Origin of the sequence: Persicitalea sp. (assembly GCF_041751555.1) — a bacterium.
Taxonomy (GTDB): domain Bacteria; phylum Bacteroidota; class Bacteroidia; order Cytophagales; family Spirosomataceae; genus Persicitalea.
On the sequence record NZ_JBGSXF010000540.1, the window covers coordinates 15598 to 42492 of the forward strand.

General features: G+C 52.6%; 24 protein-coding genes. 19 read left to right on the plus strand and 5 right to left on the minus strand.

Going from position 1 to position 26895, the window contains the following annotated elements; all coding sequences use genetic code 11:
* Positions 1-7 precede the first annotated feature (7 nt).
* The 3 genes from ACEW8P_RS19330 to ACEW8P_RS19340 are packed head-to-tail and all read left to right on the plus strand — an operon-like array spanning position 8 to position 4212.
* The gene (locus tag ACEW8P_RS19330; RefSeq protein ID WP_373514718.1) at positions 8-3103 is read left to right on the plus strand and encodes a c-type cytochrome; all 3096 of its coding nucleotides are present in this window, start codon (positions 8-10) and stop codon (positions 3101-3103) included.
* A 60-nt stretch (positions 3104-3163) separates the two neighbouring features.
* The gene (locus tag ACEW8P_RS19335; protein WP_373514719.1) at positions 3164-3421 is read left to right on the plus strand and encodes a hypothetical protein; all 258 of its coding nucleotides are present in this window, start codon (positions 3164-3166) and stop codon (positions 3419-3421) included.
* A gap of 2 nt (positions 3422-3423) precedes the next feature.
* Positions 3424-4212 carry an SDR family NAD(P)-dependent oxidoreductase gene (locus ACEW8P_RS19340; RefSeq protein WP_373514720.1) on the plus strand — a complete coding sequence of 263 codons (789 nt, stop codon included), beginning with the start codon at positions 3424-3426 and terminating at the stop codon, positions 4210-4212.
* Positions 4213-4265: 53 nt separating this feature from the next.
* On the opposite strand, the gene ACEW8P_RS19345 is transcribed toward ACEW8P_RS19340, so the two are convergent.
* The 5 genes from ACEW8P_RS19345 to ACEW8P_RS19365 form a co-directional block, all read right to left on the minus strand.
* Positions 4266-5036: a LytR/AlgR family response regulator transcription factor gene (locus ACEW8P_RS19345; protein ID WP_373514721.1), complete on the minus strand. Its 771-nt coding sequence runs from the start codon at positions 5034-5036 to the stop codon at positions 4266-4268.
* Complete coding sequence (locus tag ACEW8P_RS19350) at positions 5033-6076, minus strand: sensor histidine kinase (protein ID WP_373514722.1); 1044 nt, start codon at positions 6074-6076, stop codon at positions 5033-5035. The genes ACEW8P_RS19345 and ACEW8P_RS19350 overlap by 4 nt, the downstream gene beginning before the upstream one ends.
* A gap of 3 nt (positions 6077-6079) precedes the next feature.
* Positions 6080-6832, minus strand: coding sequence for a hypothetical protein (locus ACEW8P_RS19355; RefSeq protein ID WP_373514723.1), 753 nt, complete (start codon positions 6830-6832; stop codon positions 6080-6082).
* Positions 6833-7147: 315 nt separating this feature from the next.
* Positions 7148-7363 (minus strand): hypothetical protein, encoded by a 216-nt coding sequence (locus ACEW8P_RS19360; protein ID WP_373514724.1) that lies wholly within the window; start codon positions 7361-7363, stop codon positions 7148-7150.
* A 169-nt stretch (positions 7364-7532) separates the two neighbouring features.
* Positions 7533-8114, minus strand: coding sequence for a tetratricopeptide repeat protein (locus ACEW8P_RS19365; RefSeq protein WP_373514725.1), 582 nt, complete (start codon positions 8112-8114; stop codon positions 7533-7535).
* A gap of 429 nt (positions 8115-8543) precedes the next feature.
* Between ACEW8P_RS19365 and ACEW8P_RS19370 the strand changes: the two genes are divergently transcribed.
* The 16 genes from ACEW8P_RS19370 to ACEW8P_RS19445 all read left to right on the plus strand — a co-directional run.
* Positions 8544-9371, plus strand: a complete 828-nt coding sequence (locus ACEW8P_RS19370) for a type 1 glutamine amidotransferase domain-containing protein (protein WP_373514726.1) — start codon at positions 8544-8546, stop codon at positions 9369-9371.
* A complete protein-coding gene (locus ACEW8P_RS19375) occupies positions 9346-11067 on the plus strand; it encodes a thiamine pyrophosphate-binding protein (protein WP_373514727.1) in 1722 nt (573 codons plus the stop codon). Before ACEW8P_RS19370 ends, ACEW8P_RS19375 begins: the two co-directional genes overlap by 26 nt.
* 34 nt (positions 11068-11101) lie before the next feature.
* Positions 11102-11527 (plus strand): hypothetical protein, encoded by a 426-nt coding sequence (locus tag ACEW8P_RS19380; RefSeq protein WP_373514728.1) that lies wholly within the window; start codon positions 11102-11104, stop codon positions 11525-11527.
* A gap of 21 nt (positions 11528-11548) precedes the next feature.
* Positions 11549-12385, plus strand: a complete 837-nt coding sequence (locus ACEW8P_RS19385) for an MBL fold metallo-hydrolase (RefSeq protein ID WP_373514729.1) — start codon at positions 11549-11551, stop codon at positions 12383-12385.
* Between the two features lie 50 nt (positions 12386-12435).
* The gene (locus tag ACEW8P_RS19390; RefSeq protein ID WP_373514730.1) at positions 12436-12828 is read left to right on the plus strand and encodes a nuclear transport factor 2 family protein; all 393 of its coding nucleotides are present in this window, start codon (positions 12436-12438) and stop codon (positions 12826-12828) included.
* Between the two features lie 65 nt (positions 12829-12893).
* A complete protein-coding gene (locus ACEW8P_RS19395; RefSeq protein WP_373514731.1) occupies positions 12894-13619 on the plus strand; it encodes a hypothetical protein in 726 nt (241 codons plus the stop codon).
* Between the two features lie 219 nt (positions 13620-13838).
* Entirely contained in the window at positions 13839-14411 is a 573-nt protein-coding gene (locus ACEW8P_RS19400) for a DJ-1/PfpI family protein (RefSeq protein ID WP_373514732.1), read from the plus strand.
* Between the two features lie 15 nt (positions 14412-14426).
* Entirely contained in the window at positions 14427-14858 is a 432-nt protein-coding gene (locus ACEW8P_RS19405) for a VOC family protein (protein WP_373514733.1), read from the plus strand.
* A 33-nt stretch (positions 14859-14891) separates the two neighbouring features.
* Positions 14892-16718 (plus strand): AGE family epimerase/isomerase, encoded by a 1827-nt coding sequence (locus ACEW8P_RS19410; protein WP_373514734.1) that lies wholly within the window; start codon positions 14892-14894, stop codon positions 16716-16718.
* 71 nt (positions 16719-16789) lie between these two features.
* Positions 16790-17122, plus strand: coding sequence for an STAS domain-containing protein (locus ACEW8P_RS19415; RefSeq protein WP_373514735.1), 333 nt, complete (start codon positions 16790-16792; stop codon positions 17120-17122).
* A complete protein-coding gene (gene glgX, locus ACEW8P_RS19420; RefSeq protein WP_373514736.1) occupies positions 17122-19326 on the plus strand; it encodes a glycogen debranching protein GlgX in 2205 nt (734 codons plus the stop codon). The genes ACEW8P_RS19415 and glgX overlap by 1 nt, the downstream gene beginning before the upstream one ends.
* Positions 19327-19395: 69 nt before the next feature.
* A complete protein-coding gene (locus tag ACEW8P_RS19425) occupies positions 19396-19731 on the plus strand; it encodes an anti-sigma factor antagonist (protein ID WP_373514737.1) in 336 nt (111 codons plus the stop codon).
* An 80-nt stretch (positions 19732-19811) separates the two neighbouring features.
* On the plus strand, positions 19812-20234 hold the full coding sequence (locus ACEW8P_RS19430; protein ID WP_373514738.1) for an ATP-binding protein: 423 nt from the start codon (positions 19812-19814) through the stop codon (positions 20232-20234).
* A gap of 235 nt (positions 20235-20469) precedes the next feature.
* On the plus strand, positions 20470-23628 hold the full coding sequence (locus ACEW8P_RS19435; protein WP_373514739.1) for a hypothetical protein: 3159 nt from the start codon (positions 20470-20472) through the stop codon (positions 23626-23628).
* A gap of 168 nt (positions 23629-23796) precedes the next feature.
* Positions 23797-26310 carry a TonB-dependent receptor plug domain-containing protein gene (locus tag ACEW8P_RS19440; protein WP_373514740.1) on the plus strand — a complete coding sequence of 838 codons (2514 nt, stop codon included), beginning with the start codon at positions 23797-23799 and terminating at the stop codon, positions 26308-26310.
* A 114-nt stretch (positions 26311-26424) separates the two neighbouring features.
* The coding region (locus ACEW8P_RS19445) for a GNAT family N-acetyltransferase (protein WP_373514741.1) at positions 26425-26895 on the plus strand (471 nt) is incomplete at its 3' end.

Consider the following 26895-nt stretch of genomic DNA (forward strand, 5'->3'; position numbering starts at 1 on the left):
TTGTTTTATGAAAAACATCCTCTTACCTAGTCTGGCTTGCGTTTCCGTATTACTCATCCTATCGGGATGCGCGCCAACAAAGGAAAAGAGCAATTCAAAACAAATAGAAGAAGTAGCCGCCAACGAAGACGTGGCCGCCTACATGAAAGCCTTCGAGGGACGGGGCGATCTATCTGACACCTCCCAACTCACTCCGCCGCAGAAAGCTTTGGCCGGGTTTCGCTACCCGGATGATTTGAAACTGGAACTGGTGCTGGCCGAACCCGCCATTCATCAGCCGCTGGACATCAGCTTCGATCACCGGGGCCGGATGTGGGTGGTGCAGTATAATCAATATCCCTACCCCGAAGGCGTCAAAGTCACAGGTGTGGATCACCACCTACGCCTAACCTTCGACAAAGTACCCGCCCCACCGCCGCAAGGCGTGAAGGGAGCCGACAAGATTACTTTCTTCGAAGATACGAACGGCGACGGAAACTACGACAAAGCCACCGACGCCATCACCGGACTGAACATCACGACCGGCGTGGTACTGGGGAGAGGGAAAATCTGGGTACTTAGCCCGCCCTATCTGCTGGCGTATCCTGACTCAAACGGAGACGGTCTGCCGGATGGGAAGTCGGGCGACGCCTCGCCGGAAGTACACCTTGAAGGATTCGGATTGGAAGATACCCACGCCGTGGCGAACAACCTGCGCTGGGGGCCCGACGGTTGGCTTTACGGGGCACAGGGCAGTACTACTACGGCCAACGTCAGTTCGAGCGTTACGAAGAATGTGAAATTTCTGGGACAAGGCATCTGGCGATACCATCCCGACACGCAGATATTCGAACTCTTCGCCGAGGGTGGCGGCAACACCTTCGACGTCGAGATCGACGAGAAGGGCCGGGTTTTTTCGGGCGACAATGGGGCGGATCGCGGGTTTTATTATAAACAAGGAGGGTATTATAAAAAAAATTGGGGCAAACACGGGCCGCTTACCAATCCTTACTCCTTCGGATACTTGCCCAGCATGCTTTTGGAAGGAGACAAGAGAAGGTTCACCCACGCCTGGATAAAGTATGACGGAGGTAGTTTACCCGCTCGCTACCAGGGCGATGTGATCGCCATCAATCCATTACAAAGCTACCTACAGCTCACCCGACTAGAACGCCACGGCTCCACGTTCAAATACTTCGATGAGGCTCGCATTTTGGAAACAGACGATCACTGGTTTCGGCCAGTAGACATCAAGACGGGACCGGACGGCGCGGTCTATATCGCCGATTGGTACGACAGCCGCCTCTCGCACGTCGATCCACGTGACACCTGGCACAAATCCAGTGGCCGGATTTATCGCTTAGTCAACAAAAGTACCCCCGCCAAAGTACCTGCCTTCGACCTAAGTATCTACTCCGACGAGCAACTCATCGCCTTGCTCTCGCACCGGAACAAGTGGTTTCGCCAGCAGGCTTTGCAGCAGTTTGGGGAAAGAAAAAATCCGGTTACGGTCGCCAAACTACTTCCGCTTTTACAATCTAAAAATGACGGCCAATTGGCTTTGGAGGTACTTTGGGCGATTCATCTGAGCGGCGGTTTTACCGACGAAGTAGCTGGCCACGCGCTTCGGCACGCTGATCCGTTCGTCAGGATGTGGGGCGTCCGTTTGCTGGGCGATAAAAGGGTAGTTTCTCCAAAAATAGCGGGAGAACTGGCTCGTTTGGCGGAGCGGGAAGATTATTCCGAGGTGAGAAGCCAATTGGCTGCCAGTGCCAAACGCCTGCCCGCCAAAGATGCGCTGCCGATCATCAGAGGACTGCTGTCGCACGAAGAAGATGTCGATGATACGGAAAATCCGCTGCTGATCTGGTGGGCGTTGGAAGCCAAGACCGATACGGGCCGCGGGGAGGTACTTTCTCTGTTCGAGGATCGGGCGATTTGGCAAAATAAAATCGTGCAGCAGGGACTTTTATCGCGCGTGATGCAGCGTTTTGTAATGGATAAAAAGCCCGAAAATTTAAAGGCCGCCGCCCGGCTACTTGCCTTGGCTCCTAACGAAACCTCGGCTAAGCCGCTGCTAAATGGTTTGCAAGAGGGTCTTCGTGGTCAGAATATTAATGAACTACCCCCGTACTTGCTGAAAGCGTTGCAGCCTTACCAACATCTGTTCGGTGACGCTCCGCAGGCTTTGGCCTTGCGCCAGGGTAAGTCGGAGGTGTTGAAGCAGGTTTTAAATACAATCGCCGATCCCGGCGCGCCCATCCAGGAACGTTTGTCTTACATCCGTATTTTGGGAGAAATCAACCAGCCGGACGCCATTCCACAATTACTCAAAGTCGCCCAAAGTGCCGAATCTTCGGGGGCGATCAAGCAAGCGGCCTTGCAGTCGTTGCAGCGTTACGACAATCCCGACATTGGGCAGCAAATTATTCAAGCTTATCCCGACAAGCTACGTGCCGACCCGGACGTGCGGCTGGCGGCTTTACAGCTTTTCGCCAGCCGCGCCGCCTGGACGCAGCAGTTGCTGACCGCCATCGAAAGTACCAGGCAGATCAGTCGAACGGATGTACCCATTCAGGTGGTCAATCAACTGAAACTGTTGAATGACCCGACCATAACTACCTCCGTCAACCGCCTGTGGACAGGCGCACAATTGGCTACTTCCTCTGCCAAGAGAGAACAGATACAAAAGATTGTCAAAGTACTTCAAACCAAGTCGGGAAGTACCGATGCCGGACGGAGCATTTACCAAATAAAATGCGGAAGCTGTCATAAATTATTCACCGAAGGCGGCGACCTGGGGCCCGACCTCACCGGATATGACCGCCGGAACGTGGACGAACTGCTGCTCAATATCGTGGACCCAAACGCCGGCATTCGGGAAGGCTACGTCAACTATCGCGTCAAAACCAGGGATGGCCGTACATTGGCAGGAACCATGCAGGCCCAAAGCGGCAACACGATCACGCTCAAACCCTTTGGCAGCAAAGAAATTACGCTTTCCAAAAATCAAATCTCGGAGATGCAGCCGCAAACTACCTCGCTCATGCCGGAGCGTCTGCTGGACGGCATGAGCGAGCAGGAGGTACGTGATCTTTTTGCCTACATCAGGAAGATGGAGTAGGTTGAGGGCGGTCAGTCGATGTTATTGAAGGGTTGAAAAGGGCCGGGAACAGGAAAAGTAGTGGTAGAAATCGACGGAGTAGTTCACGATACGATCTCTCGGTTCGACGCCTATTGTACTTACTACCGGATGAGTAATTATTTGATAGAAGACCTGGAAGACACCACGCACGAGGTAGTTTTTAAAGCGCTGGCCGAGCCGTTCGACAAAGCCACTATTCTGGCGGAGCGGGGAGAGATAATCAGGAAGGCCGAAGACTATGCGGAGAATAACTGGTACGTGGGAAAAATTCTGATAAACGGCGAATTATTGAAGTAGGTATGACTGAAAAAACATTTGAAGATCAAGTCGCGATCGTGACCGGGGCGGGGCAAGGGATAGGCTTCGAGATCGCCCGGCAACTGGCGCAATCGGGTGCGTCGGTAGTTCTGAACGACCTTGACGTGGGACTAGCCGAGGAAGCAGCAGCGATCATCGTGGCGGAAGGCGGCGTCTGCGTGGCCGTGCCTGGCGATGCTTCGAACGCAGATGTTATAGAAAGAATGGTGCAGACCGCCGCTGCCAACTATGGCAAACTGACGATCGCGGTAGCCAATGCAGGCGTTACGCTGTATGGAGATTTCTTCGAATACCCGGCTGCCGACCTGCGCCGGGTACTTGACGTAAACTTAGCGGGATCATTTTTATTAACCCAAGCGGCAGCGCGACAAATGAGGGCGCAGGAGACGGCATTCGGGCGGATTCTGTTGTTCTCGTCGGTGGTGGGCCATCAGGCGCACCAAAACCTGGCCGCCTATGCTATGACTAAGGCCGGCCTGGAAATGCTGGCCAAGAATCTGGTAATTGAACTTTCTCCCTACGGTATTACAATTAATACCATTGCGCCCGGCGCAACACTTACCGAACGTACTTTACGGGACGACCCGTCCTACGACAAAGTTTGGTCAGCCATTACACCCATTGGAAGGATAGCCGAGACGAGCGACATCGCCCGTGCGGCGCTTTTTTTGCTTTCGCCTTTTTCCGGCAATGTTACCGGGCAAAGCCTGATTGTGGATGGCGGTTGGACGTCGGTAAGTCCACTGCCTGATTTGAGTGGAATGAAATGAAGGAGGAAAGGAAAGCTGGCGCAAGCTCCTTTCCTCCTTTCCTCCTTTCCTCCTTAACTTTCTTCAAACCACTTCTTAAACATCGGCACGCGTTCTTTGCTGATAAGGATGGGTTTCTTGGATACGGGATCGACGCGGATGAGGAGGCGGCCGTTGAAGTAAAACTCGATTTCGCGGATGCTGCGGCGGGCGACGATGAACTGGCGGCTGGCCCGGAAAAAGTCATCGGGATTCAGCATTTTCTCCAATTCCTCCAAACTCTTATCTATCGCGTAGTTGCGGCCATCGGTAAGTCTGCCGTCCACGATGCCATTCTCAATCTTGAACCAGGCAAACTCCTCGTCCCGGATCGGGATCAGTTTATCGCGGTACGGTACCAGAAAATTGCGGCGGGTCGTTTTGCCCGACAGCATTTGGCTGCGGATGATTTCTTCCAGCGACTCCATCTTGCCTTTTAGTCCTTCGCCACTGGTTTGCTGGTACTTGTCAAGGCTCTGGTGCAAAGCAGTGGATTTGATGGGTTTCAACAAATAATCAACGCTGTTGAGCTTGAAGGCATTGATGGCGTACTCATCGTGGGCGGTCGTGAAAATAATCGGGCAGCGGACGGTGGTCTGCTCGAAAACATCGAAACAGGTACCATCGCCGAGCTGCACATCCGAAAAAATCAAGTCGGGGGCGGGGTGGCTTGTCAGCCATTGCACCGATTGCTCCACGCTTTCCAAAATATCCAGAATCTTGGCTTCCGGCATAATTTGTTGAATCAGGCTTTGCAGGTACTCCCCGGCAGGCTGCTCGTCTTCAATAATCAGAATATTGGTCATGGCGATTCAATCAAGGGAATAGTAACGGAAAAATGCTCCTCGTCGTTGGCCAGCGAAGTGTTACGGCCCGAAACAAGCTCGTAACGTTTGTTAAGGTTGCTGAGTCCGATTCCCAGGCCGTCAGTATGGGGTTTGCGATTGATGGAATTGGAAATCACCAGTCGGCCTGCGGCTTCATCGACTTCGACCTTCAGATGGAGGACATGGTTGGAAGTAATCACATTGTGCTTGATGGCATTCTCGATCAGTAGCTGAAGCGAGAGTGGCACGACGTACCACTCCTTATGCACATTGGTATTTTCAAAAGTGAAAATCAGTTTATCGCCAAACCTTGCCTTGTACAGTTCCAGGAATGATCGCGCTACTTCCAACTCCTCCGACAATCGCACCAGGCTCTGCTTCTGAATCTTCAGATTGTAACGCAGGATGTCTGACAGATTATGGACGATGTTCTGCGCCTTACCGGGATCGGTCGTGATCGAAATATTGAGGATATTGAGCGCATTAAAGAGGAAGTGCGGGTTGAGCTGGCTGTTGAGAGCATCGAGCTGGTTTTTCACCTCCAACCTCTTCAACTGCTCGTTTTCCAGATTCACCCGATTGGTGTGAGCTATAGTTTTGACATAGTACCAATAACCGTATACGGCGGCAAAGCATGCCAAATGCCGTATGTAGTAGCCGAGATGCAAAAGCCCCGTTTGCCAAACGGGTCCCGTCAGAAAAAGCTGCAAATGGAAAAGCAGTTCGGTCAGGGCCACGAACAACAGGCACTGAAAGGCAATCTGTACGACGGTGGACTGCTCATGGAACCAGTGAGAGAATCGACCCAGAGAATCCACGTAGAGAAGTGAAAACACCCTGGCGAAGAGAAAGCAGTTCAATACCTGCACTACGAGAGCTTCCGGGCCATACCCAGCCGAAGTTTCGAATTCCGCCGGGTTCCACAGGCAAAGCACAATGGGGTACATATTGATCACTACACTCACCACTAGACCGTACAGCCAAGCCTGCTTCAACTCAAAGGAGCGCTGCTTGGTCATCGGTTAGGCGGATAGGCGAAAACTCAGGGCGCGATTGGGAGCACCTGTTTTTCTGCCCGACTCGTCTTTCAACAAATGGGCTGCTGTATGGACAAACTCGGTTTCGGCCGGACTCCACTGTCTTTGGTAAGTCACGTCCTCAATGCCCAGGTGAAATACGTGGCCGTCGGTACGCTGGACAGAAACCTCATAGGCCGATCGCTGGGAACCCAATATCGGCAGATGTCCAGGTGCGGCGATTTCGTGGGTGACGACAGGCGACCCAGTTTGGCCAATGGGGGTTTCGCGAATATAAACGCGACTGACCTCCATAACTTCGAGTATGACCTTCAGGGCCTGATCGACCGCTCCGCCGGAGATGTTTTTCAGTTCTCTAATACAACGTTCCAGGGCACTGGCATGGCGCAATTGTTGGGATTCCAAATGCAGTCTGGTCTTCCCTTCTACTTTACACTTCCAGTCGTCGAGGGTTTGTCCCAGCATTACGACCCAATCTTTCGACGTCCGTTTTTCGCGCAGTATGAGGCAGGCCATCGAGCCGTCAAGAACCTCGGTCAAGTCTTCCGGGGTACCGTCCGGCAACAGATGATTAGCCACCAGAACATCGAATCTAAATCTGGAGCAGGCCAGCAAAGCTTTTCGCTTATCGGTTGCTTCTGAAATTTCGAAGGAATAACTGGAGGCGTTTAGAGATTTTACTAGAGAATCCCTCCCGGAAGAAGGAACGGCCACGAGTAGTATTCGTAAAGTTTTCATAGTGCGCTATGTTGAGGGGTTGGGGACGCGATCAAGTCATTGGAAGGATCGATACTTCGTTCATGGGTTGACTATTCTTCTATTACATTGAGAATGGCGGAGATTGTGGGTTAAGCGAAAATATGTTCGTGTCGAAAGATAATTTTTGAGGAATGAATATAACATATTTTTGCTAAGTGACCGATATGGCAAATGTAGCAATATGATGGTTCTGTCACTTGGCGCATGGTTTCTAAAGCTTAGTGCCATGTGTCATCTTTAGTCTATTGTTTCATAATAGATAAAAAATATCAGTCAATTCGTTCCGATCAATGATTACGCGATTTCAGGAAACCAGTAAGTACCTGGCAATAAGAAGACGAAATTTACACCAAATATTCGGGCAATGGAGTTGCCATTGCATTCTAACTCTTCAATATAATAGCTGTAGTACAGCCAGACGATCCAGATCAAAGCCGCGAAGACCAGCATGATGGCCGTCGGTTGAAGTACCCACTTTCGATTTTCAAAGTCCTCTAAAAAAGCAGCCATATTGCGCGAAAGGTTTCTTAACACTACAATCGATCGCAAAAGAGGGCTATGCGAACAGCAAAAGCAGAGCGTGGACAAAATACTCGAAAACGTGGACAAAAGGCTATTGTAGTACCTGCGACTACCGCTGAAGCAGCTTCTTGAACAAGAAATTATGCTAGAACCATGCCTAGTTCACCTTAGCCATGGGCGCAGGTAGGCCGAAGTCTTTCAGTATTTCCAGGAAGCGCGGGTCGCGGTGGTGGAGGCGGAAAGCGGGGTGAAGTAGCATATCGGTGTAAACGAAACCTTGGTTGGCGGCTCTTTGCAGAGAAGCAATACTTGATTCGGCCTGCTTCGTGCCTGCGTAGATGATAGCACGCGATAGATCATCGTCGGGAGAAGTACCCAAAGTAGCTAAGTGCCTGCGAGCGGAATTTTCCTTACCCAATCGTGCCTGGCAGAAAGCCACTAGCGAATGAAAGTGCTTAAGGCCAGGGTTCAGTTCTTCGGTTTTCTTGAGATTTGTTAGGGCTTCGGCGTACTGTTCTCTGTCCAAATGATAATATCCCCGACAGATGTAAAAGATGAAGGAATTTTCGAAGAGTTGTTTTCCATTCTCTATCCCCTTTATCGCCAAGTCATACCGGCCCGCGTAAGAGCAGTTACGAATATGACCACTCAGTATGACAGGGTGCAGCGGATCCAGTTCTACGGCTCGCGCACTGTACGACACGGCCTCGGCAGGCTTGCCGACCGTTCTTAACAGCAAACTATACCAATAAATGGTCAGGGCGTCGTTCGGATTCAGTTCGAGGGCGATTTGGTAAGCCGAGCGGGCTGTGTGCTTGACATGAACGATCTGCAGCGATCTTATTTTCCAGGGTTTTTCATAAAGTTAAGGCTTTTGACCGGGATTGGAAAAAGCCTGGCAAAAGTTCAGGGTGCGGTTCTGAGCGGTTCACCCCCCGATTTGTCAGGTTCACCTAAAAAAACGGTACTAAACCTGGCAATCTTCGCCAGTTTTGGAACATCTAATTCCAGGACAGGCCACACTATACACACCCCACATGATTTCATTACATCCGGCCTGAGCAAGTTCCAATGTTATTTACTCAACGTTATCAAAAGCTCTCTTTTCCACACCACCATTTTCTCTTGAATTCAATTTACTCAACGTTATGTTAAACTTTATTTTACTATGTCAAAAAAAGTATTAGCCATCCTCTCAGAATACGGCTACTGGGGCATCGAACTCGTCGGCCCACTCGAAAAACTGGAAGCGGCGGGCTACACCGTCGAGTTCATGACCCCCAACGGCAAGCGGGCCGAGGCCCTGCCGCCCAGCTACGATCCCACCTACTTCGACCCCCCGCTCGGCGTGTGCGTCACCACCGAGGAAGCAGCCGAGAAAGTGAAAGCATTCGAAGCCACCGACCGCCTGGACGCCTGCCAGGATATGTCGGCTATCATCCCTGAGCGGCCCTATTTCTCAGAACCCGATTTTTTGCGGAAGTTCGAGAAATACTTCGCCGATCTGAAAACAGCGCAGGCCGAAATCACCGAGAAGTACGATGCCCTGCTACTGGTAGGTGGCAGCGGGCCGATCATCGACATGGTCAACAACCAGCGCGTCCATGACCTCATCCTGGCTTTTTATAAGAAGCAAATGCCCGTTGGGGCCATCTGTTACGGCGTAGCCCCCCTGGTGTTCGCCCGCGATTTCAACGAACGTAAGTCAATCATTCGCGGCAAGCACGTCACGGGCCATTGCATCGAGTACGACTACCACGACGGCACGGGCTTCCTGCACACCGACCTGAACATGGGGCCACCTCCCTACGTGCTCGAGTACTTGCTCTCCGACGCCGTGGGCCCCGAGGGACAGTACCACGGCAACTTCGGCAAGGAGACTTCGGTGATCGTGGACTACCCCTTCATCACGGCCCGCTCGTTGCAGTGCGCTTTCGAGTTCGGGGATCAGTTTGTCAATGTTCTGGACAATGGACTCACGCGCTATGGCTGGTAAAACCGGAAATCAGAAGATCATCGAACAGTTCCTGGCCGACGGCATGGATCATATGTACGGCAACCCCGGCACGGTGGAGCAGGGCTTTCTGGACGCCGTGTCGGAGTACCCGGCCATGAAGTACATCCTCACCTTGCAGGAAAGTGTGGCGCTGATGATGGCCGACGGCCACGCCCGCTACTCGCAAAAGCCCACGCTGGTGCAGCTCCACAGCGCACCCGGCATCGGCAACGCGGTGGGCGCGGCTTACCAGGCCAAACGCGGCCACGCGCCGCTGGTCATAATTGGCTCCGACGCCGGGACGCAGTACATGAACATGGACGCCCAGATGGCCAACGACCTGGTAGGCATGATGCGGCCTGTCACCAAGTTCTCGACGATGGCGCTGTCGTCCAAGTCCCTGTTGCGGACGGTGCGGCAGGCAGTCAAGATCGCGGCCACGCCACCCATGGGACCGGTGTATGTCTGTCTGCCCATGAATATTCTGGACGAACCCAACGACGAGCCTGTCTTTCCGGCCTGCATTCCCTCGACTCGAGTTCGGCCCGACGAGTCGCTGATCAAAGAAACGGCGCAGGCTTTGCTAGCCGCCGAAAAGCCGATGATGTTCATCGGCGACGGCGTAGCCTATTCCAATGCCATTCCCGAAATGACCCGCGTAGCCGAACTGCTGGGAGCCGAGGTTTACGGCGTGGAGTTCGGCGATGTCATTATGGACAACACCCACCCGCTGTACCAGGGCACGACGGGCCATATGTTCGGCTCGTTCAGTAAGCCAATCACCAGCAAAGGCGACGCCAATCTGGTGGTGGGTACTTACATGATGCCCGAGGTTTTTCCCGAAGAAGGCGAAATCTACGCCGAGGGGGCCAAGGTGATTCACTTCGACCTCAACGCCTACGAAATCGCCAAGAACCACCGCGTGGATTTGGGCGTAGTGGCCGACCCCAAACTCTCGCTGCAAGCCCTAGCCGACGAACTGGAAGCAACCATGACCGACGACTACCGCCAGGCCGCCGCCGCGCGGGTGCAGGAACTCGGCAAGGCGAAAAAGCAAAAACTGGCCAAGGATTTTGAAAAAGACCAGGACCAGAAAGGCAAATCGCCTTTGCAGATGTCGCAATTCGCCGAGGTACTTGCCCAAAAACTACCCTCGGACGCCATTATTTTTGACGAAGCCCTGACGAGTTCACCCGCTATCACTCGCTATATGCCGCCACGTGAGGCCGGACACTACTTCTTCACGCGGGGCGGTTCGCTGGGCGTGGGATTTCCGGGAGCCATCGGCCTCAAACTCGCCAACATGGACAAAACCGTAATCGGCTTTGCGGGCGACGGGGGTAGTATGTACACGATCCAGGCACTTTGGTCGGCGGTGCGGCACAAGGCGGGGGCCAAGTTTGTGGTCTGTAACAACGGCTCTTACAAACTCCTGCAAATGAACATCGACGTCTATTGGCAGGAGCGCGATCTGAAAAAGCACGACTACCCGCTGCCCTTCGACCTCTCCTACCCCGCTACCCGCTTTGACCTGCTGGCTCAGGCGATGGGGGTGAAAGCCGTGCGGGTGGAAAAAGAAGAAGAAATCGGCCCGGCCATCGAGCAAATGCTGGCCGACGACGAGCCTTTCCTGATCGACCTCGTGCTGGAAGGCGACCACAAATCCGACTGGGTGCAGGTCAATTGCTCCCAATAATTAAACAACATCAATCCTCAACGAAAAAGAAATCATGCTTAAAAAAGAAACGATTGAAAAAATGGCCAAAGACTGGTATCGCAAACTTGACGTCCACGCACCGATGGTGGAGGTACTTCCCATGCTCATCGACGACGGACTGGAAATGGTCTTTCCCGAAGCGACCGTGTATGGCTACGCCGGATTCGAGGGCTGGTACCAGCGTGTGATCCGCATTTTTTTTGACGAAGTCCATACGGTGAAGTCGGTGGAATCCAAAATAGACGGCGACAAGGCCGTGTCCAAAGTGGTCGTGAAGTGGGAGGCTAGCGTTTGGAACGCCCCCGACGCCGAAAGCAAGCGCATCACGCTCGACGCCTTCCAGACCTGGGAAGTGATGGCCGATGCGGAGGGCAACGCGCTCATCACCAAATACACCGTGGACGGCCTCGAATATTACGAAGGATCGGCCCAACTCTAATTTTACCAAATCCTTGAAACCATGAAACTCGAATATCTCAACGTAAAGAAAATTGAACTGGGAAGCACCACAGTCCACTGCGTGCAGGCCCCCGAGTCGGGAGAATGGGTCAACGCTCAGTTGATCGAAACGCCCAACAAACTGCTCCTGGTGGACACCCTGCAACTGGTGCCCCACGCCAACGAACTCCGGCAGTACATCGAAAGCCTGGGTAAGCCGCTGGAAAAGATTCTGATTACCCACCACCACCCGGATCACTGGTTCGGTGCGGCCTCCTTCGAAGGCTATCGCATGGAAGCATTGCCCGAAACCATCGGCATCATCAATGCCCTGGCTGATTTTGTCCTCGACTACCACCGCAAGCTTCACCCTGACGACCCGGAGGTGATCCCCGACCGTAAGGTGGTTCCCACTATCGAGGCGCAGGAAGGTACTTTCGACTTCGACGGTGAGAAGATCAATTTGATCAAAATACTTGACACCGAATGCCCTTGCAACATGGTACTCGAACTACCCGAACATAAAACCCTGCTGTCGCAGGACTTGATCTACAACGGGGCCTACCCCTACTTCGGTGAGAAGACCAGTACTGGCGAATTGAGCGTCGATAACTGGATCGGAGTACTCAAATCTTTCCAGGAAAAAAACTACGAGCGCATCATCCCCGGTCACGGCGACCCCACCACGCCCGCAATCATCCCGACTATGATCGGTTACCTGGAATTTGTCAAAGCGCAGCTCGCCAAAGGATTGCAGGGTGATGAACTCATCGACAGCATCAAGAAAAAGTACCCCGACTACAAACTGGAACTCACCCTGATCATGTCCAACTATATGCTGTTCGAGTACCAGCCCTAAGCAAGAGAACACGCCACCAGACCTAACGTAACTACCAATATCTCAATGACATGAAAAACGTGCCTAATACCAAGCTGGGCAAGATGTATAAAGAACATATCCAGCACATTCTCGACAAAGACATCGACGCCCTGCTCGACCAGTACACCGACGACGCCCTGCTCATCAGCAGTTTTTCTAAGAAGCCCGTGATCTACAAAGGCCGGGAGCGAATCAACGAACATATGCAGGGCATCCTGGGCATCGACGGCCTGGAAACCGACATCGTGTTCTGGGCCGAAACCGAAGACCCCGAAACGCTGATGATTACCGAGCAAATCACGATGACCGTGGACGGAGAAAAAAGCGAAATGCGCTTCGCCGATAGCTGGGTGCTGAAAGACGGCAAGATCGCCATCCACTTTGCGGGCATGGTGCAGCATCCCGACGGCTCACTGGCCTGATCAATTTAACTTTTGAACAGTATAGCTGATAAATGATGTACCCCGTTTCTCCGCCCCAAAACGCCATGCGCCATCGTAAACCAAATCCGCTTCCGGTTCCCGCCGACGTATCGGTGGAGCCGGATGGTGGTTTGCGTATCGGGCTTACGGTAAGTTTCCAAGCATTGGCGCAACAGCCCTGCGTGTGGTACTACCCGGCGCTGCAAATGGCACTTCGCAGCCTGCTGCAACCGACCGCCACTCGCCAGGGCGACATGAGGCAGGTGTTGAGCGGAGAAGCGGAGGTACAAGGATTGGCGGCGGCCCTGATTGCACTCGATACCGAACTGTTCATTACCGGGCCCATCCGGGAACGCTCGATCGGGCTGCTCAAATATTTGTCGCTGGATAGCCTGAAACTCAGGGCCGAAGAAGTGATTACCGATTTTTACATCCCAAATACCCCTTCGTCCAGATTCAGGCCCGGCAGCCAACAAAACAGCAACTATCAATCGATCGACTACCTGCGCTCGGGGCAGGCCGTATGCGGCGTGGCGGTCTGGGCACGTAAATCCGGCGATACGCTCGACGAAGTCCGGCTGGTACTTTCGGGTTGCACGCGACTCCCGGCTCCGCTGCGGCGGGTGAGCGCGGCCCTGCGAGGGAAAGACTGCTCAACCGAAAATATAGAACAAGCTACCCGTAAGCTGGGCGAAGAACGATTAACGCTTTACAACCCCGAACTCACCCTCGGCAGCCATCTGTTCAACTTGTCCAAAACGCTGATCAAGAGGGCAGTTTTAATGGTGTAAAATACTTTTCGGTCAAGGGTCAACGGTCGAAAGGCCAATCGGCATTCTACGATTTTATTCCGCTGTCTATCCAGCCTTGGTCTTTGTTAACTTAAACCTGAATAGTTAGATACTGACATTTAAGAATATCTACGAAGAATCCAAGTCACTCTTAACCTTTTAACCCTTGACCATTAACCCACAGAACCACCGCTGCCAAATCACTCCAACGTTATAACTATGAAATTAAAAGGAAAAAAAATCGGCGTATTGTTCGAGGCCGACTACTTCGAGAATGAGATATTTTACTATAAGTTCCGCTTCCCGGAGGAGGGGGCCGAGCTGCACTTTCTGACCCGGCTTTGGGGGAATCCCAGCATTACTTTTCATGGGCACGAATACCGGGCTCCAATGGAGTGCAACGAGAGTTTTGAGAACATGAGCGACGAGGAATTGCGCAGCTACGACGCCATCATAGTCCCGTCAGGAATGGTGTCGGATCGGTTACGTTATACAGAAGATGTAACAAAAATTCCGCCCGCGACTGAGTTTTTGAAACGCGCCTTCGCCGAGCCGGGAATTTTGAAAGGCATCATTTGTCACGGCCTATGGCTTACCGCTCCGGCGACTGAACTGGTGAAAGGTCGCCCGTTGGTTTGCCACAATAACCTGATCGGCGATGCCAAAGCCTACGGGGCAATATACACCAATGAAGATGTAGTTGTGGATGGCGATCTGGTCACAGGTCGTTCAGGCGGGCATGCCCATCTTTTTGCCGCTAAGATTATTGAAATACTGTCCGATCCAGCTTGATAAATTTTATAAAATATGAAAACGTCTTTCTTCCACATCGCGGTTACGGTCAAAGACTTAGCTCCGTTCGAGTCCTTTTACGCCAAACACTTTGGTTTCGAGCGAGCACGAGTCATCGACCTAGGCGACGACGCTGAGTTGATCTTTCTCAAAAATGACGACGGCTTCTACCTGGAAGTTTTCCCCCCAGAAGAAGAAAGACCCTGCGAGATGGCCGGAGCCGACGGCCCGCACTACCCCGGCCTGCGCCACATCGCTTTTCAAGTGGACGACGTGGATGCCAAGCTGGAAGAAATGGGAAAAGATGCCGTGCTAAGTCTTGGCCCACTTCGCTTCGACGACTTCATCCCCGGCTGGAAAACTGCCTGGCTCAAAGATCCAGAGGGAAATATTGTAGAGATAACGCAGGGTTATAAAGATAGCTCAAATTTACCGTCCCACTCATAAACTCACCTACCTATAAACTCCAAACTCAATCTTATGAAAATCGACTTCACCTTCTCAGACACCATCGCGGGCTACGTAACCGACTACAAGCCGGAGGAGCGGTGGTTTTCGCTCGAAACTTCCGACGGCCGGCCCTTCAAGATCAACATGACGCCATCGCTTTACGCCCGTACTACGCGGAATCTGACCGAAGGCTACCAGGATGCTTCAGGACAGTTGGATGAGCTTCTGTCCAACAAAGGGCAGCACGTGTTTGTGTATGGCACTTTCTATCCCGGCCAGGAAACGTCGGAGAATATCTTCGAAGGCCAGTGGATCATTTTCCCGGGTCACAAAGCGGGTGAGTACCGCCACGAGGAGCCGAACTGGTGGATAGAGCAAATCAGATCGCTGGGAACGAGTTACCTGAAGTGGCAATTCGACTACCCCAACGAGCGAATCAATTACAACAATTACCGTACACTGCTGAATTTGGCGGGAACCAAGCAGGGTGATTACTTGCAAGAGACCGATACCATTTCCCGGATGGTGTATGGCCTGGCGTCGGCCTACATGTTGACGGGTCAAGATGAATTTCTGGAAGGAGCCGAGCTGGGTACCGAGTACCTACGTGAACACCTTCGCTTTTTCGACCAGGACGACGACCTGGTTTATTGGTACCACGGCCTGAAAGTGGAAGGTCAGAAGGAAACCAAACTCCTGACATCCGAATTCGGCGACGACCTGGACTCGATCCCGATGTACGAACAGATTTACGCGCTGGCTGGTCCAACCCAGACCTACCGCCTGACGGGCGATGCCCGCATCCGCTACGACATCGATAAGACGCTCGACCTTTTTGAAAAATACTACAAAGACCACGATGGCGAGGGCTACTACTCGCACATCCACCCCATTTCGCTGAGCGCCAAGGAAGAGTCGCTGGCCCATAACATGGCGCGAAAAAACTGGAATTCCGTAGGTGATCACGCCCCGGCTTACCTTATCAACCTCTATCTGGCCACAGGCGAAAAAGCCCACGCCGATTTCTTGGAGTACACCTTCGATACCATCACGAAGTACTTCCCCGACTACGAAAACAGCCCATTCGTGCAGGAAAAATTCATGGACGACTGGAGCAAGGATCAAAGCTGGGGCTGGCAGCAAAACCGCGCCGTGGCGGGTCACAACCTCAAAATCGCCTGGAATCTCATGCGCATGCAGTCGCTGAAGTACAAAGAATCCTACCAGGAATTTGCCGAAAAGATCGCCGAACTCATGCCCGACGCGGGTTCCGACCGACAGCGCGGCGGCTGGTACGACGTGGTGGAGCGCGAAACCATCGTCAACGGCCACCATCAATTTGTGTGGCATGACCGCAAGGCATGGTGGCAGCAAGAGCAGGCTATTCTGTGCTACATGATTCTGCAAGGCATCGACGGAAAGGAAGAATATCAGAAACACGCCCGTGAGGCGGCGGCGTTCTACAATGCCTTCTTCCTCGACACTGACGACGGCGGGGTGTACTTCAACGTCTTCGGCAACGGGATGCCCTACCTGCTCGGTACCGAGCGCTTCAAGGGTAGTCACTCGATGAGCGCCTACCACAGCATGGAACTTTGCTTTCTGTCCACAGTCTATGTCAACCTGCTCATCACCAAGACGCCCACTTACTTTTATTTCAAACCCTACCCGAACGCCTTTGAGAATGGTATCCTGCGCGTATCGCCAGATATCCTGCCCGAAGGAAGCATCAGCATCACCGAATGCTACATCAACGACAAGCCTTACGACAATTACGACGCCGAGAAACTGACCGTTACGCTACCCAAAGGGGAAGAGCAAGTGCGGGTGAAAGTACTGCTCACGCCGAAAAAGTAAGTGGAAGAGTGATGATCTGGTCGAACCCAAAAATTCATCACTCATCATTCATCACTCATCATTCTAAAATCATGAAAGTTACCACAAAAACCATCAAAGACATTACTGTCATCGAGGCCGAGGGCAACATCGACAGCCGTACCGCCGGGGAGTTCGAGAAAGCAAGCATCGCGGCCACGCAGGACGAGGACAAGGTCATCATTGACCTCAGCCAGGTAGAGTTCCTATCCAGCGCGGGGCTGCGTTCGTTGCTCATGCTCTACCGGCAGGTTAAGGCTCGTGACGGTAAGATCGTCCTCGTCGGGGTTTCTGAGGAAATCCAGGAAGTGATGGAAAACACGGGCTTTATCAATTTCTTCACCCTGACCGAGCTTCTCGAAGACGGTGTAAAAGAACTCAGCTAATGGCTACTGTAAAGACAAAAACTACCAAAGCAAAAGCGGAGCCCGCCAAAGCGGCTCCGGTAAAAACCGCCATACTCAGTAAGAGTATCAACGACATACGAATTGATTACTACCCAACCCACGAACATGAGGGCGTCAAGTTCCGGCGCGGTCACGCCATGCCCTTCGGGGCAACCACCGTACCGAACGGCGTCAATTTCAGCATCAGTTCCAGCGCGGCTACAGCCTGTACGCTCGTTCTGTTTGATCGCGGGGCTGACAAGCCTTTCGTTGAAATCCCGTTTCCCGACGAATTTCGGGTGGGCGATGTGTATTGCATGACCGTCTTCGACCTCGACGTCGAGCGGCTGGAATATGGTTACCGAATGGACGGGCCTTTTGCGCCCGAACGCGGCCACCGCTTCGACAAGAGCGTCATCCTTAGTGATCCCTACGCACGATCCCTCGGGGGGCGCGACACTTGGCTGGCCGAACCCAACTGGGACGACGTGTATCCCTACCGCTCACGGCTTGCTTTCGAGGATTTCGACTGGGAAAACGACCACCCGCTGGAGTACCCGATCGAGGATCTGGTGATTTACGAGATGCACGTCCGCGCATTCACCAAGCATGAGAACGCCAAAGTAAAAAACGGCGGTACCTTCAGCGCCATAAAACAGAAGATTGCGTACCTGAAAGAACTCGGTGTCAACTGCATTGAACTGATGCCGATCTACGAATACGACGAATGGGAAAATAGTAAGCCCAACCCCGTTACGGGCGAAATGCTAGTTAATTTTTGGGGGTACAGCACCGTCAATTTCTTTTCGCCCAAAGCGGGTTACGCCGCCACCGGCAAGTTTGGGATGCAGGTAGATGAGCTGAAAACGGTCATCAAAGAATTGCACAAAAACGGCATCGAAGTCATACTCGACGTAGTGTTTAACCACACTGCCGAAGGCGACCACCGTGGCCACACGATTTCATTCCGGGGCATCGACAACAAGACATATTACATGCTCACGCCCGAAGGGTATTATTTCAACTTTTCGGGAACGGGCAATACGCTGAATTGCAATAACCCCGTGGTACGCGACATGGTACTAGACTGCCTGCGCTACTGGGCCGCCGACTACCATATCGACGGCTTCCGCTTCGACCTCGCCGCCATTCTGGGTCGGGCGCAGGACGGCAGTCCGTTGAGCAATCCGCCACTGTTAGAGTCGCTGGCTTACGACCCAATTCTGGCCAAGTGTAAACTCATCGCCGAAGCCTGGGACGCGGGCGGACTCTATCAGGTCGGTACTTTCCCGGCCTACGGTCGCTGGGCCGAGTGGAACGGCAAGTACCGTGACGCGCTCCGCAAGTTCCTCAAAGGCGACGAAGGAATGGTGGGCGAAATGGTACAACGCATTCAGGGTTCGCCCGACCTGTACTACTACCGTGGGCCGACCGCGAGTATAAATTTCATTACCTGCCACGACGGTTTTACCCTTTACGACACCTTTGCTTACAACGAAAAGCACAACGAGGCCAATGCCGAAGAGAACCGCGATGGGGCTAACGACAACAACTCCTGGAACTGCGGAGCAGAAGGTGATACCGACGACATCGAGATCAATTTTCTCCGTCGCAAGCAGATCAAGAATGCACTGGCGATCCTGATGGTCAGCCAGGGTGTGCCGATGATCCTGATGGGCGACGAAATGGGTCGCACTAAGCACGGTAACAACAACACCTACTGCCACGACAATGAACTCAACTGGCTCGACTGGTCTTTGCTCAAAAAGAACCAACACCTTTTCGAGTTCACCCAGAGCCTGATCCGCTTCCGCAAGGCACACCCCGTGTTGCGCAGTTCTACGCACTTCACCCATACCGACTACGTCAACAGTGGTTACCAGGATATCAGCTTGCACGGTACCCACGCCTGGGCGCTCGACGGTTCGCCGAGCAGCCGCTCGTTTGCCTTCATGCTCGACGGCGACCACGCCAAGCAAGGCGCAATCAAGGACGATACGATTTACGTGGCGATGAACATGTACTGGGAGGGCCTGTCATTCGACCTGCCACAACTTAACGATGGCCGTCAGTGGCATGTCTTCGTCAACACCGACATGCCCGAGAAGGAAGCTGTCAGTCCTCTCGGCAAAGAACCCCGCACCGACAGCCAAAACCACGTGCTGGTTGGGCCGAGGTCAGTGATGATTTTAGTAGGAAAATGATTGGAGACTTTAAACCGCCAGGCGGCCCTGTTTAAACAAATAAACTTTGAACCTTAAAACTAAAAAAAGATGAGCTTCGCAATAAAATCAAACGTAAAAGACGCGGCCGACGGCGGCAAAGTGGCTACCATTAACTTGGAGGGCGAACTGGACTCACTTTCGGCCCGCTTATTTCAAAAGGAAATCGAAAAAGTGGCGATGGAATCGCCCAAGGATCTGGTACTGGACATGGAGAAACTCAGCTTCATGGCTTCGGCGGGACTACGGGTACTTATTTTCTCCAAACAAAAGATTGGCTCCGCACTCAACATTTACCTCGTCAAGCCACAGCAACCCATCGTGGACACGCTCGAGCATACGGGCCTGCTACACAGCGTCAGCGTTGTGGACAAGTACCCTGGCTAATAAAACCGGGAATAGTTAAAATCAACTGCCGAGGGTTCTAGCCCTCGGCAGTTGAAAATCAGGACTTTTGATTTAAACCAATGCACTCAAAAACCTTCCCCGGCACAGTCGAATCCATCGACTCGATCCGGCATTACATCGCGGATATTGCCCAGAGCGCGGGACTCGATAAAAAGGCCAGCTACAATCTAAAGCTGGCCGTTGACGAAATCGCGACCAACATCGTACTATACGGCTACGAGGAGCCGGGCCTGGAAGGGAACATTGATGTCCTACACGAGCAAACGGATGAAGCCCTGACGGTAGTTTTCGAGGACACGAGCGCCCCCTTCGATCCGCTCGCCCGCGAACTACCCGATGAGGAAGACCTCGCTAAGCCATTGGAAGAAAGAAAAATCGGCGGCCTAGGTATCTTTCTTACTGTAAAAGGTGTAGACGATTTCAGCTACGAACGAGTGGAAGGAAAGAATCGAAATATTTTTAAGATGCTCCTGGCGACTTGAGAAGCTTGGGGCGCTTTGTTTGAGCGGAATTCCTGCGAATTATCGCCCCCGTAACAGTCTGAAAATATAATTTTCTCTCTCTTCTAAAATAAAAAATCAACTGTTCAATTTATAATAATTATTATTTCAAATAATGGAGATTATTTCTGACAAAATTTAATCCTAAACCCTACATTAAACACTTAAAATTTTGAATATTTAAACAAAAAAATAACCGAATTTACACACCAATAGTATGCCCCGCCACGCCAACCCCTTTCCTGGATTAAGGAGTTTCGAGTCGCAGGACTCGGAATTGTTTTTTGGGCGGGAAAGTCACATCAAAGAATTGCGCGTAAAGCTTTCGATGAACCGCTTTCTAGCGATCGTGGCTTCTTCGGGAAGTGGTAAATCCTCTCTAATCAAGGCGGGTTTGATCCCTTCGCTACACCGCGATAAACTTAACGACACGGCCCACGACGAGTGGAATGTCATTCTATTCAAGCCCGGCGCGACGCCGATTCGCTCATTGGCGCAGGCGCTTCAAGTACATTTGTATGGCTCGGAAGACGGGTACCTGGAATTAGCAAAAAAAATCAGAGAGACTCCCCGCGTAGTGTACGGTCTCTTCAAGGAACTGATCGGTAAGAATATTCTGCTGGTCATCGACCAATTCGAGGAAGTTTTCCGCTACGCCCAGCCGAGCGCGGCCGAGCAGCGCGACGACGAGATCCATCATTCCGGAGCCACAGCCAAGCTTATTGCGCTAATCATGGACATGATCCAGCAGTCTGACTGCCCGGTCTACGTCGTACTGACTATGCGTTCTGACTACCTCGACGAATGCACCAACTACGTGGGTTTCACCGAAGTCATCAATCGGGGGTACTACCTTTTGCCCAAAATGAATCCGGCCGAGATCAGGCGGGCTATCGTCAAACCCATCGAACTACAGGAGGCGATGATTGCCCCGGATCTTACTGATCGGCTGGTAACCGAAATCGGCAGTAGTTTCGACCACCTGCCCATCATGCAGCATGCCCTGATGCGTACTTGGGATTATTGGGAAAGTCAGGAAACGGAAAAACCACTCGACGAAACCCACTACGAAGCCATCGGCACGATGGAAAAGGCCGTGTCACGCCACGCCGAGGAGATTTACCACGGCCTGGCGAATGACAAGTGTCGCCTGGCAACCGAGAAAATATTCAAGTCGTTGGTCGTGTTGGCGCCCGGCGACATCGGGGTGATGCGCCCCACGCGGCTGCGCACCATTGTGCGCGTGACGGGCATGGAGCGGGAGTTGCTCACCGAAGTTGTCAATCGCTTTCGCCAACAGGGTTCGTCGTTTCTAACGCCCTCCTACACGCAGCGTATCGACTCCGATTCGTTCATCGACATTTCGCTCGAAAAAATCATGACGCTCTGGGAGCGGCTGGGCGGTTGGATTGCCGAGGAGACCGAGTCGGCAAAACTTTACAAGAAAATAGGCGCGGCAGCGGCGTTGAATCAGGCCGGAAAAACGGGGCTGCTTGTCAATCCTGAACTGCAACTGGGCATTCAGTGGCTGCGCGAAGAGCATCCTACGCTGGAATGGGCAGAGAAATATGACCCGTACTACGAGCGGGCCATCAACTACCTGGATCACAGTAGGATTCAGCACGAAAATGCGATTAAGAATAATGAGGACCAACAAAAACGGGAGTTAAAAAAGGCCCGTTATTTCGCCATTGTAATGGGCATGGCTTCACTGCTGTCGCTGCTGTTCCTGGTCATTTCGCTAGTGCTGCGCTACGACGCCGAACAGAGTCGCAAGCAGTCGTTGGAAAAGGAGAAGCAGGCCATGCTGGAACGGATAAGAGCCGAGGAGCAGACGAAAGAATCTATTTCGCAGAAAAAAATCGCTGAGCAGCAGGAGATCATCGCCGAGCAGCAGCGCCGCCTTACCGAGGAGCAGCGATCCATCGCCGTGCGCGAGCAGCGACTGGCCGAGGTGAAGCGGCTGGAAGCAGAAATCGCCAAGCAAATCGCCGAAATCGAGAAGGTCAAGGCCGACTCCGCCCAGCGGCGGGCCGAAATGCAGAAAGATCTGGCCGTAAAATCCAAAGCTTTGGCCGACGTGCTACGCATTCAGGCCGACTCGTCGCGGCGCGAGGCGCAGCTCTCGCAGAAGGACGCCGAACAACAGCGAGCCCGCGCCGTCGCCCGCTCGGTCGCTATTCAATCGTACCAGATGAACGACAGCGGGCAAGACGCCCTACCCGCTTTGCTAGCCGCACAGGCTTTCCGCTTCAATCTCCGCACGGGCGGACAAAAGGATAACCCCGAGATTTTTAAAGCCCTGTCCAACGCCGCCAACGCCAAGTCGGTACTACGCTGGCACAGTGGCATGGTACGCAACGTGATTTCCAAACCCGGCGGCAACGCCTACGCTTCCACGGGCGACGATGGCACGGTGAAAGTGTGGAGTGCAGAACCGGGCGGGCAACCAAAAGTGAAATCCTATACCGCCAACGAAAAAGGCGCGGTGTCACTGCGTTCGCTGGCTTTCTCCGGCAGCGGCGACCAAATGTTTGCGGGCAGCGCGACGGGGAAGCTTTATATCTGGCCAACTGACCAAATCCTGAACATACCCAAAGTCATCCAGGCCCACAGCGGAATCATTAATACTGTTTTGGTGGGCAAATCTTCTGAGCAACTCATTAGCGTTGGCGATGACGGTTCGCTACGTAGCTGGAAAATCACTCCCACGGGTCTGGATTCATTGCAAAATGTACAAACCGACATCCCTATTCTTTGCGCTCGCCTTACCCCCGACGGCGGGCACCTGGCTTGCGGCGCGGACAAGGGAAGGGTAGTTATTTTCGATTTACAAGATTTAAGTAAAGAACCCGTCTCCTTCAACTACTACGGCTTCGGCAACCGCGTCACGGCTCTGGCATTCGATGCCGACGGCTCACACTTGATCACCGGTAATTCGGCGGGTTCGCTGTATCGCTGGGAGTATGAGAAAAACGAGATCGGCCGCATCGGTCTGCCGCTGTCGGGTAGGCACACCTCCCCGGTCAACGAGATAACATTTTCGCCAGATGGCAAATTGGTGGCTTCGTGCAGTTACGACTGGACGGTTCACCTCTGGAATTACGGCAATATCATCAATCGGCAGGTGCAGCCCATCGTGCTGGACGATTTCGATACCTGGGTATATGGCCTTGCTTTCTCGCCCGATGGCAAGCGGCTCGTAGCCGGCGGAGCCGACCGTACCATCCGATCCTGGCAGGTGGACCCAGACGAGCTTTACCAAAAAGTACTGGAGAAAGCCAATCGGGATATGACTATCGATGAATGGAATCGCTACATCGGGAAGGAGATTCCGTATGAGAAGGCGGTGAAGAGTGATGCGGCAGTGCAGTAGTACAAAGTACTTAGTTCAGAGTTTATGAGTTATAATTTACAGAAAACAATACTTAAATCTTACTCATCCAAAGCGAAAACTACGCTTTGGATTTTGGGAGGTTTTGTGTTGTTTTTTTTGGTTTCATCGGCAAGAGTCCAGGCCCAGGATTCTTGTGATCAGTCGATCATGTTGCCTGAGGCAGAGAAGCGATACGCAACGGGAAATTTTGATGAGTTGCTGGAAATTTTGCTGCCTTGCGTCGAGAATGGCTTTAACGAAAACGGTCGGGTGCAGGCATACAAAATATTGGTCAGGACCTATCTGGCTATGGATTCTGTGAGCCGGGCAACGGAAACCATCCGAAAGATACTCGTCATCAACCCACAGTTCGAGCCCGAATTTTCGGCTTCCGACCAGTTCAAAAATTTGGTGCAGGATATGAAAGATTTTCAGGAAAAAATCATGGAGATTACTTCCGTTTCCAAGAAGGCTGAGAATCTGCTCCAGGTACCCGCCACGGTGATGGTACTGACCGAAAAAGACATCGTACAGCGCGGTTACCAAAGTCTGGAAGAAATGCTGCACGACTTGCCGGGCTTCGACATTGCTAAGGGCAATGGCCCCGGCTACGCCTACTTTTACCAGCGCGGCTACCGAGCGATTTCCAACGACCGGATTCTGCTGCTGATCGACGGCGTGGAGGAGAATGATTTGGTTTCTAACAATATCCCCATTTCGCGGCAGTACCCCATCGCCGACGTGGCGCGGGTAGAAGTAATTTACGGCCCGGCCTCTACACTTTACGGAGCCAATGCATTCTCGGGCGTCATCAATGTGATTACCAAAAGCTACGCCAAAAGTACGGGTACTAACAAAAAACTTGCCTTTACCGGACAAACCCGCGGCGGCACCTGGAACACGGGCTACTTCGACGGCATCCTGACGGGCAAAACCAAGGACGTGGCTGTGTCGGTCATTGGTCGCTATTACCGCTCCGACGAAATGGATCTCTCACGCAACTCCGACACCTGGAATTACGATCCGCGCACCGCCGGTCAGTACAATGGCCTTTTAGATATGCAAGGACAAGCGGCGAATAAATACCTCAATAGCAGTGGCCTGCTCACAAAATTCCCTAACAGTAGTTTATTTACCGTCGACCGTGCCGCGAACGGAGATGCCACGGCCATTCGGCTCACGTCCGAAGGCCGTCAAAAGGCGGCTGAACTAGATAACCAAGGCGTTTTTGACAGCGACGTAACGGGCGAACCCGTGCAGTTTGATAATAAGACCTCGGATTTCTTTGTCCGGGTAAAAGTGGAGTTCAAGGAGTTGACGCTGTCGGGATACAGTTGGAAGACCAATGAGGGAGCCACGCCCTGGTACACGAACAAGTCGCGGTTGTCGGCCCCGAACCGCTCTCGCTGGATCACGGCTAACAACGCTTTTTCCAGCGTCTATAATAAGACTTTTAGCGAGCGATTCCAGGTTTTGAACATTACTTCTTTCAAGATTCACGAGATCGAAGGTGGCACCAATCTTGCTTCTTACTCGGGCTATTATAATAACCGTTATTCGCTCCTCGACCTGGCCAATGGCCGTATGCCCGTGACATCCACCCAGTATTTTTACCGCTACTCGAACCAGTTAAGAAATGAACTGCGCTATTTTCTGACGCCCTCCCCTCAGCTTGAAGTAAGCGGCGGCCTGGAAATCCGCGCCAGCTACATTCAGGGCGACTACATCCGCTCGGCCCGTAAATTCCCTGACGAAACGGGCTACCAGGTGGATTCCATCGTGGGCGGCAACAACTACCGCAGCTATGATCTCGGCCTCTATTCGCAGTTGACATATCGGCCCGTAAGTTATCTAAAGATGGTGGGCGGGTTACGGCTCGACAACAACCGGATTCGGAATTTAGGTGGCTACGGGACGGTGTTTAACCCCCGTTTGGCTGTCGTTTATATCAAAGACAAGTACATTTTCAAAGCCATTTACGCCACGGCTTTTAAGGATGCCTCCAACCTGCAAAAGTACGGCACTGCTCCTGACCGTCAGCTCAATAATCCTCGTCTACAGCCCGAGCGGGCACAAAACATAGAAGTGAGCGGCAACCTACGCGTGAATAAAGATTTGTCATTCAATGTGGTGGCCTACCGGGCGATTTACAGTAGCGTAATCGGTACGGCCCGGGTACAACTACCCGATGGCAGCACGACTACACAGTTTCAGCCTCTGGGCCGACAGTTGATTTACGGCCTACAAGGCGAAGGTTCTTACAAGACAGAAAACCTGAATATTTGGGGGAATTTCACGGTCGCGAAACCGCTGGATCTCGAAACCAACCAACGCATCAGCGACATCGCCGACTTCCAGTTTAATCTGGGCGGCAACTACCAAATCACCGAGAAATTGAGCGCTAATCTGACCACCAACTACGTGAGCGCCCGGAAAACCGGAGCCGGTACTTTCGGAAGTAACAATCCAATTACCCGTTTCAACCCCTATCTAATCCTGAACTCGACCATTACCTACCAGAACATCGTGCGGGGCGTTTCCCTGCAACTAACGGTCAACAATATAGCCAATACCGAATACTTCGTTCCCGGCGTCCGCACCGCCGACGGCACAACCTTCGCCTCTCGCTTCCCGCAGGAACGGCGGTACGTTTCGGTAGGGGCGCTTTTTAATTTTGAATGAGTGAATGAGTAAATACCGGATCTCGCTGTCATTCACTCATCACTCATCACTCATCACTCATCACTCAGAATGTACTCTACACACACTAACTACTCAGCGTTTAAAAACTTCACTATGAATCGCCCTCATTCGCCCTTTTCTCTGGGCTCACCTGGTCCCGTAGCGTATCGCCAGGAACAGCCAAAGTATCGAAGTCTGCCTAATTTAGAGTTGATTGAAGTCACCTATCCCGAGCGCATCTTAGACATCGGGAAATTTAGGATAGAGGGTTGGCGAAATGAGAAAGGCGTCGATCCTGATTTTTTTGCCCAAAAAACCTGGCTTGATGAACTCGATAAAAAAGCAAAGCATTGGATCGTAACGGATGGGGAAGAAATCGTAGCTGCGGCCCGGCTCAGCTTACACGACTCACTGGATGATGTACCCTACGCCGATATGCTGACACCCGAACACCAGCGACATTTTGAAAGCAGAAAACTCGCGTCTCTCAACCGTTTGGTAGTAGCACCCGAATACCGGGGTCATGGGCTGTCTGGTCAGTTAGATGCCATCAGAATTGAAAGCGCCAAAGCGCTGGGTGCGGAA

Coding starts and splice junctions, on each gene's coding strand:
- ACEW8P_RS19340 (WP_373514720.1), top strand. CDS start 3,424: ATGACTGAAAAAACATTTGAAGATCAAGTCGCGATCGTGACCGGGGCG.
- ACEW8P_RS19415 (WP_373514735.1), top strand. CDS start 16,790: ATGAAAGTTACCACAAAAACCATCAAAGACATTACTGTCATCGAGGCC.
- glgX (WP_373514736.1), top strand. CDS start 17,122: ATGGCTACTGTAAAGACAAAAACTACCAAAGCAAAAGCGGAGCCCGCC.
- ACEW8P_RS19435 (WP_373514739.1), top strand. CDS start 20,470: ATGCCCCGCCACGCCAACCCCTTTCCTGGATTAAGGAGTTTCGAGTCG.
- ACEW8P_RS19330 (WP_373514718.1), top strand. CDS start 8: ATGAAAAACATCCTCTTACCTAGTCTGGCTTGCGTTTCCGTATTACTC.
- ACEW8P_RS19360 (WP_373514724.1), bottom strand. CDS start 7,363: ATGGCTGCTTTTTTAGAGGACTTTGAAAATCGAAAGTGGGTACTTCAA.
- ACEW8P_RS19385 (WP_373514729.1), top strand. CDS start 11,549: ATGAAACTCGAATATCTCAACGTAAAGAAAATTGAACTGGGAAGCACC.
- ACEW8P_RS19370 (WP_373514726.1), top strand. CDS start 8,544: ATGTCAAAAAAAGTATTAGCCATCCTCTCAGAATACGGCTACTGGGGC.
- ACEW8P_RS19390 (WP_373514730.1), top strand. CDS start 12,436: ATGAAAAACGTGCCTAATACCAAGCTGGGCAAGATGTATAAAGAACAT.
- ACEW8P_RS19410 (WP_373514734.1), top strand. CDS start 14,892: ATGAAAATCGACTTCACCTTCTCAGACACCATCGCGGGCTACGTAACC.
- ACEW8P_RS19400 (WP_373514732.1), top strand. CDS start 13,839: ATGAAATTAAAAGGAAAAAAAATCGGCGTATTGTTCGAGGCCGACTAC.
- ACEW8P_RS19375 (WP_373514727.1), top strand. CDS start 9,346: ATGGACTCACGCGCTATGGCTGGTAAAACCGGAAATCAGAAGATCATC.
- ACEW8P_RS19405 (WP_373514733.1), top strand. CDS start 14,427: ATGAAAACGTCTTTCTTCCACATCGCGGTTACGGTCAAAGACTTAGCT.
- ACEW8P_RS19350 (WP_373514722.1), bottom strand. CDS start 6,076: ATGACCAAGCAGCGCTCCTTTGAGTTGAAGCAGGCTTGGCTGTACGGT.
- ACEW8P_RS19430 (WP_373514738.1), top strand. CDS start 19,812: ATGCACTCAAAAACCTTCCCCGGCACAGTCGAATCCATCGACTCGATC.
- ACEW8P_RS19380 (WP_373514728.1), top strand. CDS start 11,102: ATGCTTAAAAAAGAAACGATTGAAAAAATGGCCAAAGACTGGTATCGC.
- ACEW8P_RS19425 (WP_373514737.1), top strand. CDS start 19,396: ATGAGCTTCGCAATAAAATCAAACGTAAAAGACGCGGCCGACGGCGGC.
- ACEW8P_RS19345 (WP_373514721.1), bottom strand. CDS start 5,036: ATGACCAATATTCTGATTATTGAAGACGAGCAGCCTGCCGGGGAGTAC.
- ACEW8P_RS19440 (WP_373514740.1), top strand. CDS start 23,797: ATGTTGCCTGAGGCAGAGAAGCGATACGCAACGGGAAATTTTGATGAG.
- ACEW8P_RS19395 (WP_373514731.1), top strand. CDS start 12,894: ATGCGCCATCGTAAACCAAATCCGCTTCCGGTTCCCGCCGACGTATCG.
- ACEW8P_RS19355 (WP_373514723.1), bottom strand. CDS start 6,832: ATGAAAACTTTACGAATACTACTCGTGGCCGTTCCTTCTTCCGGGAGG.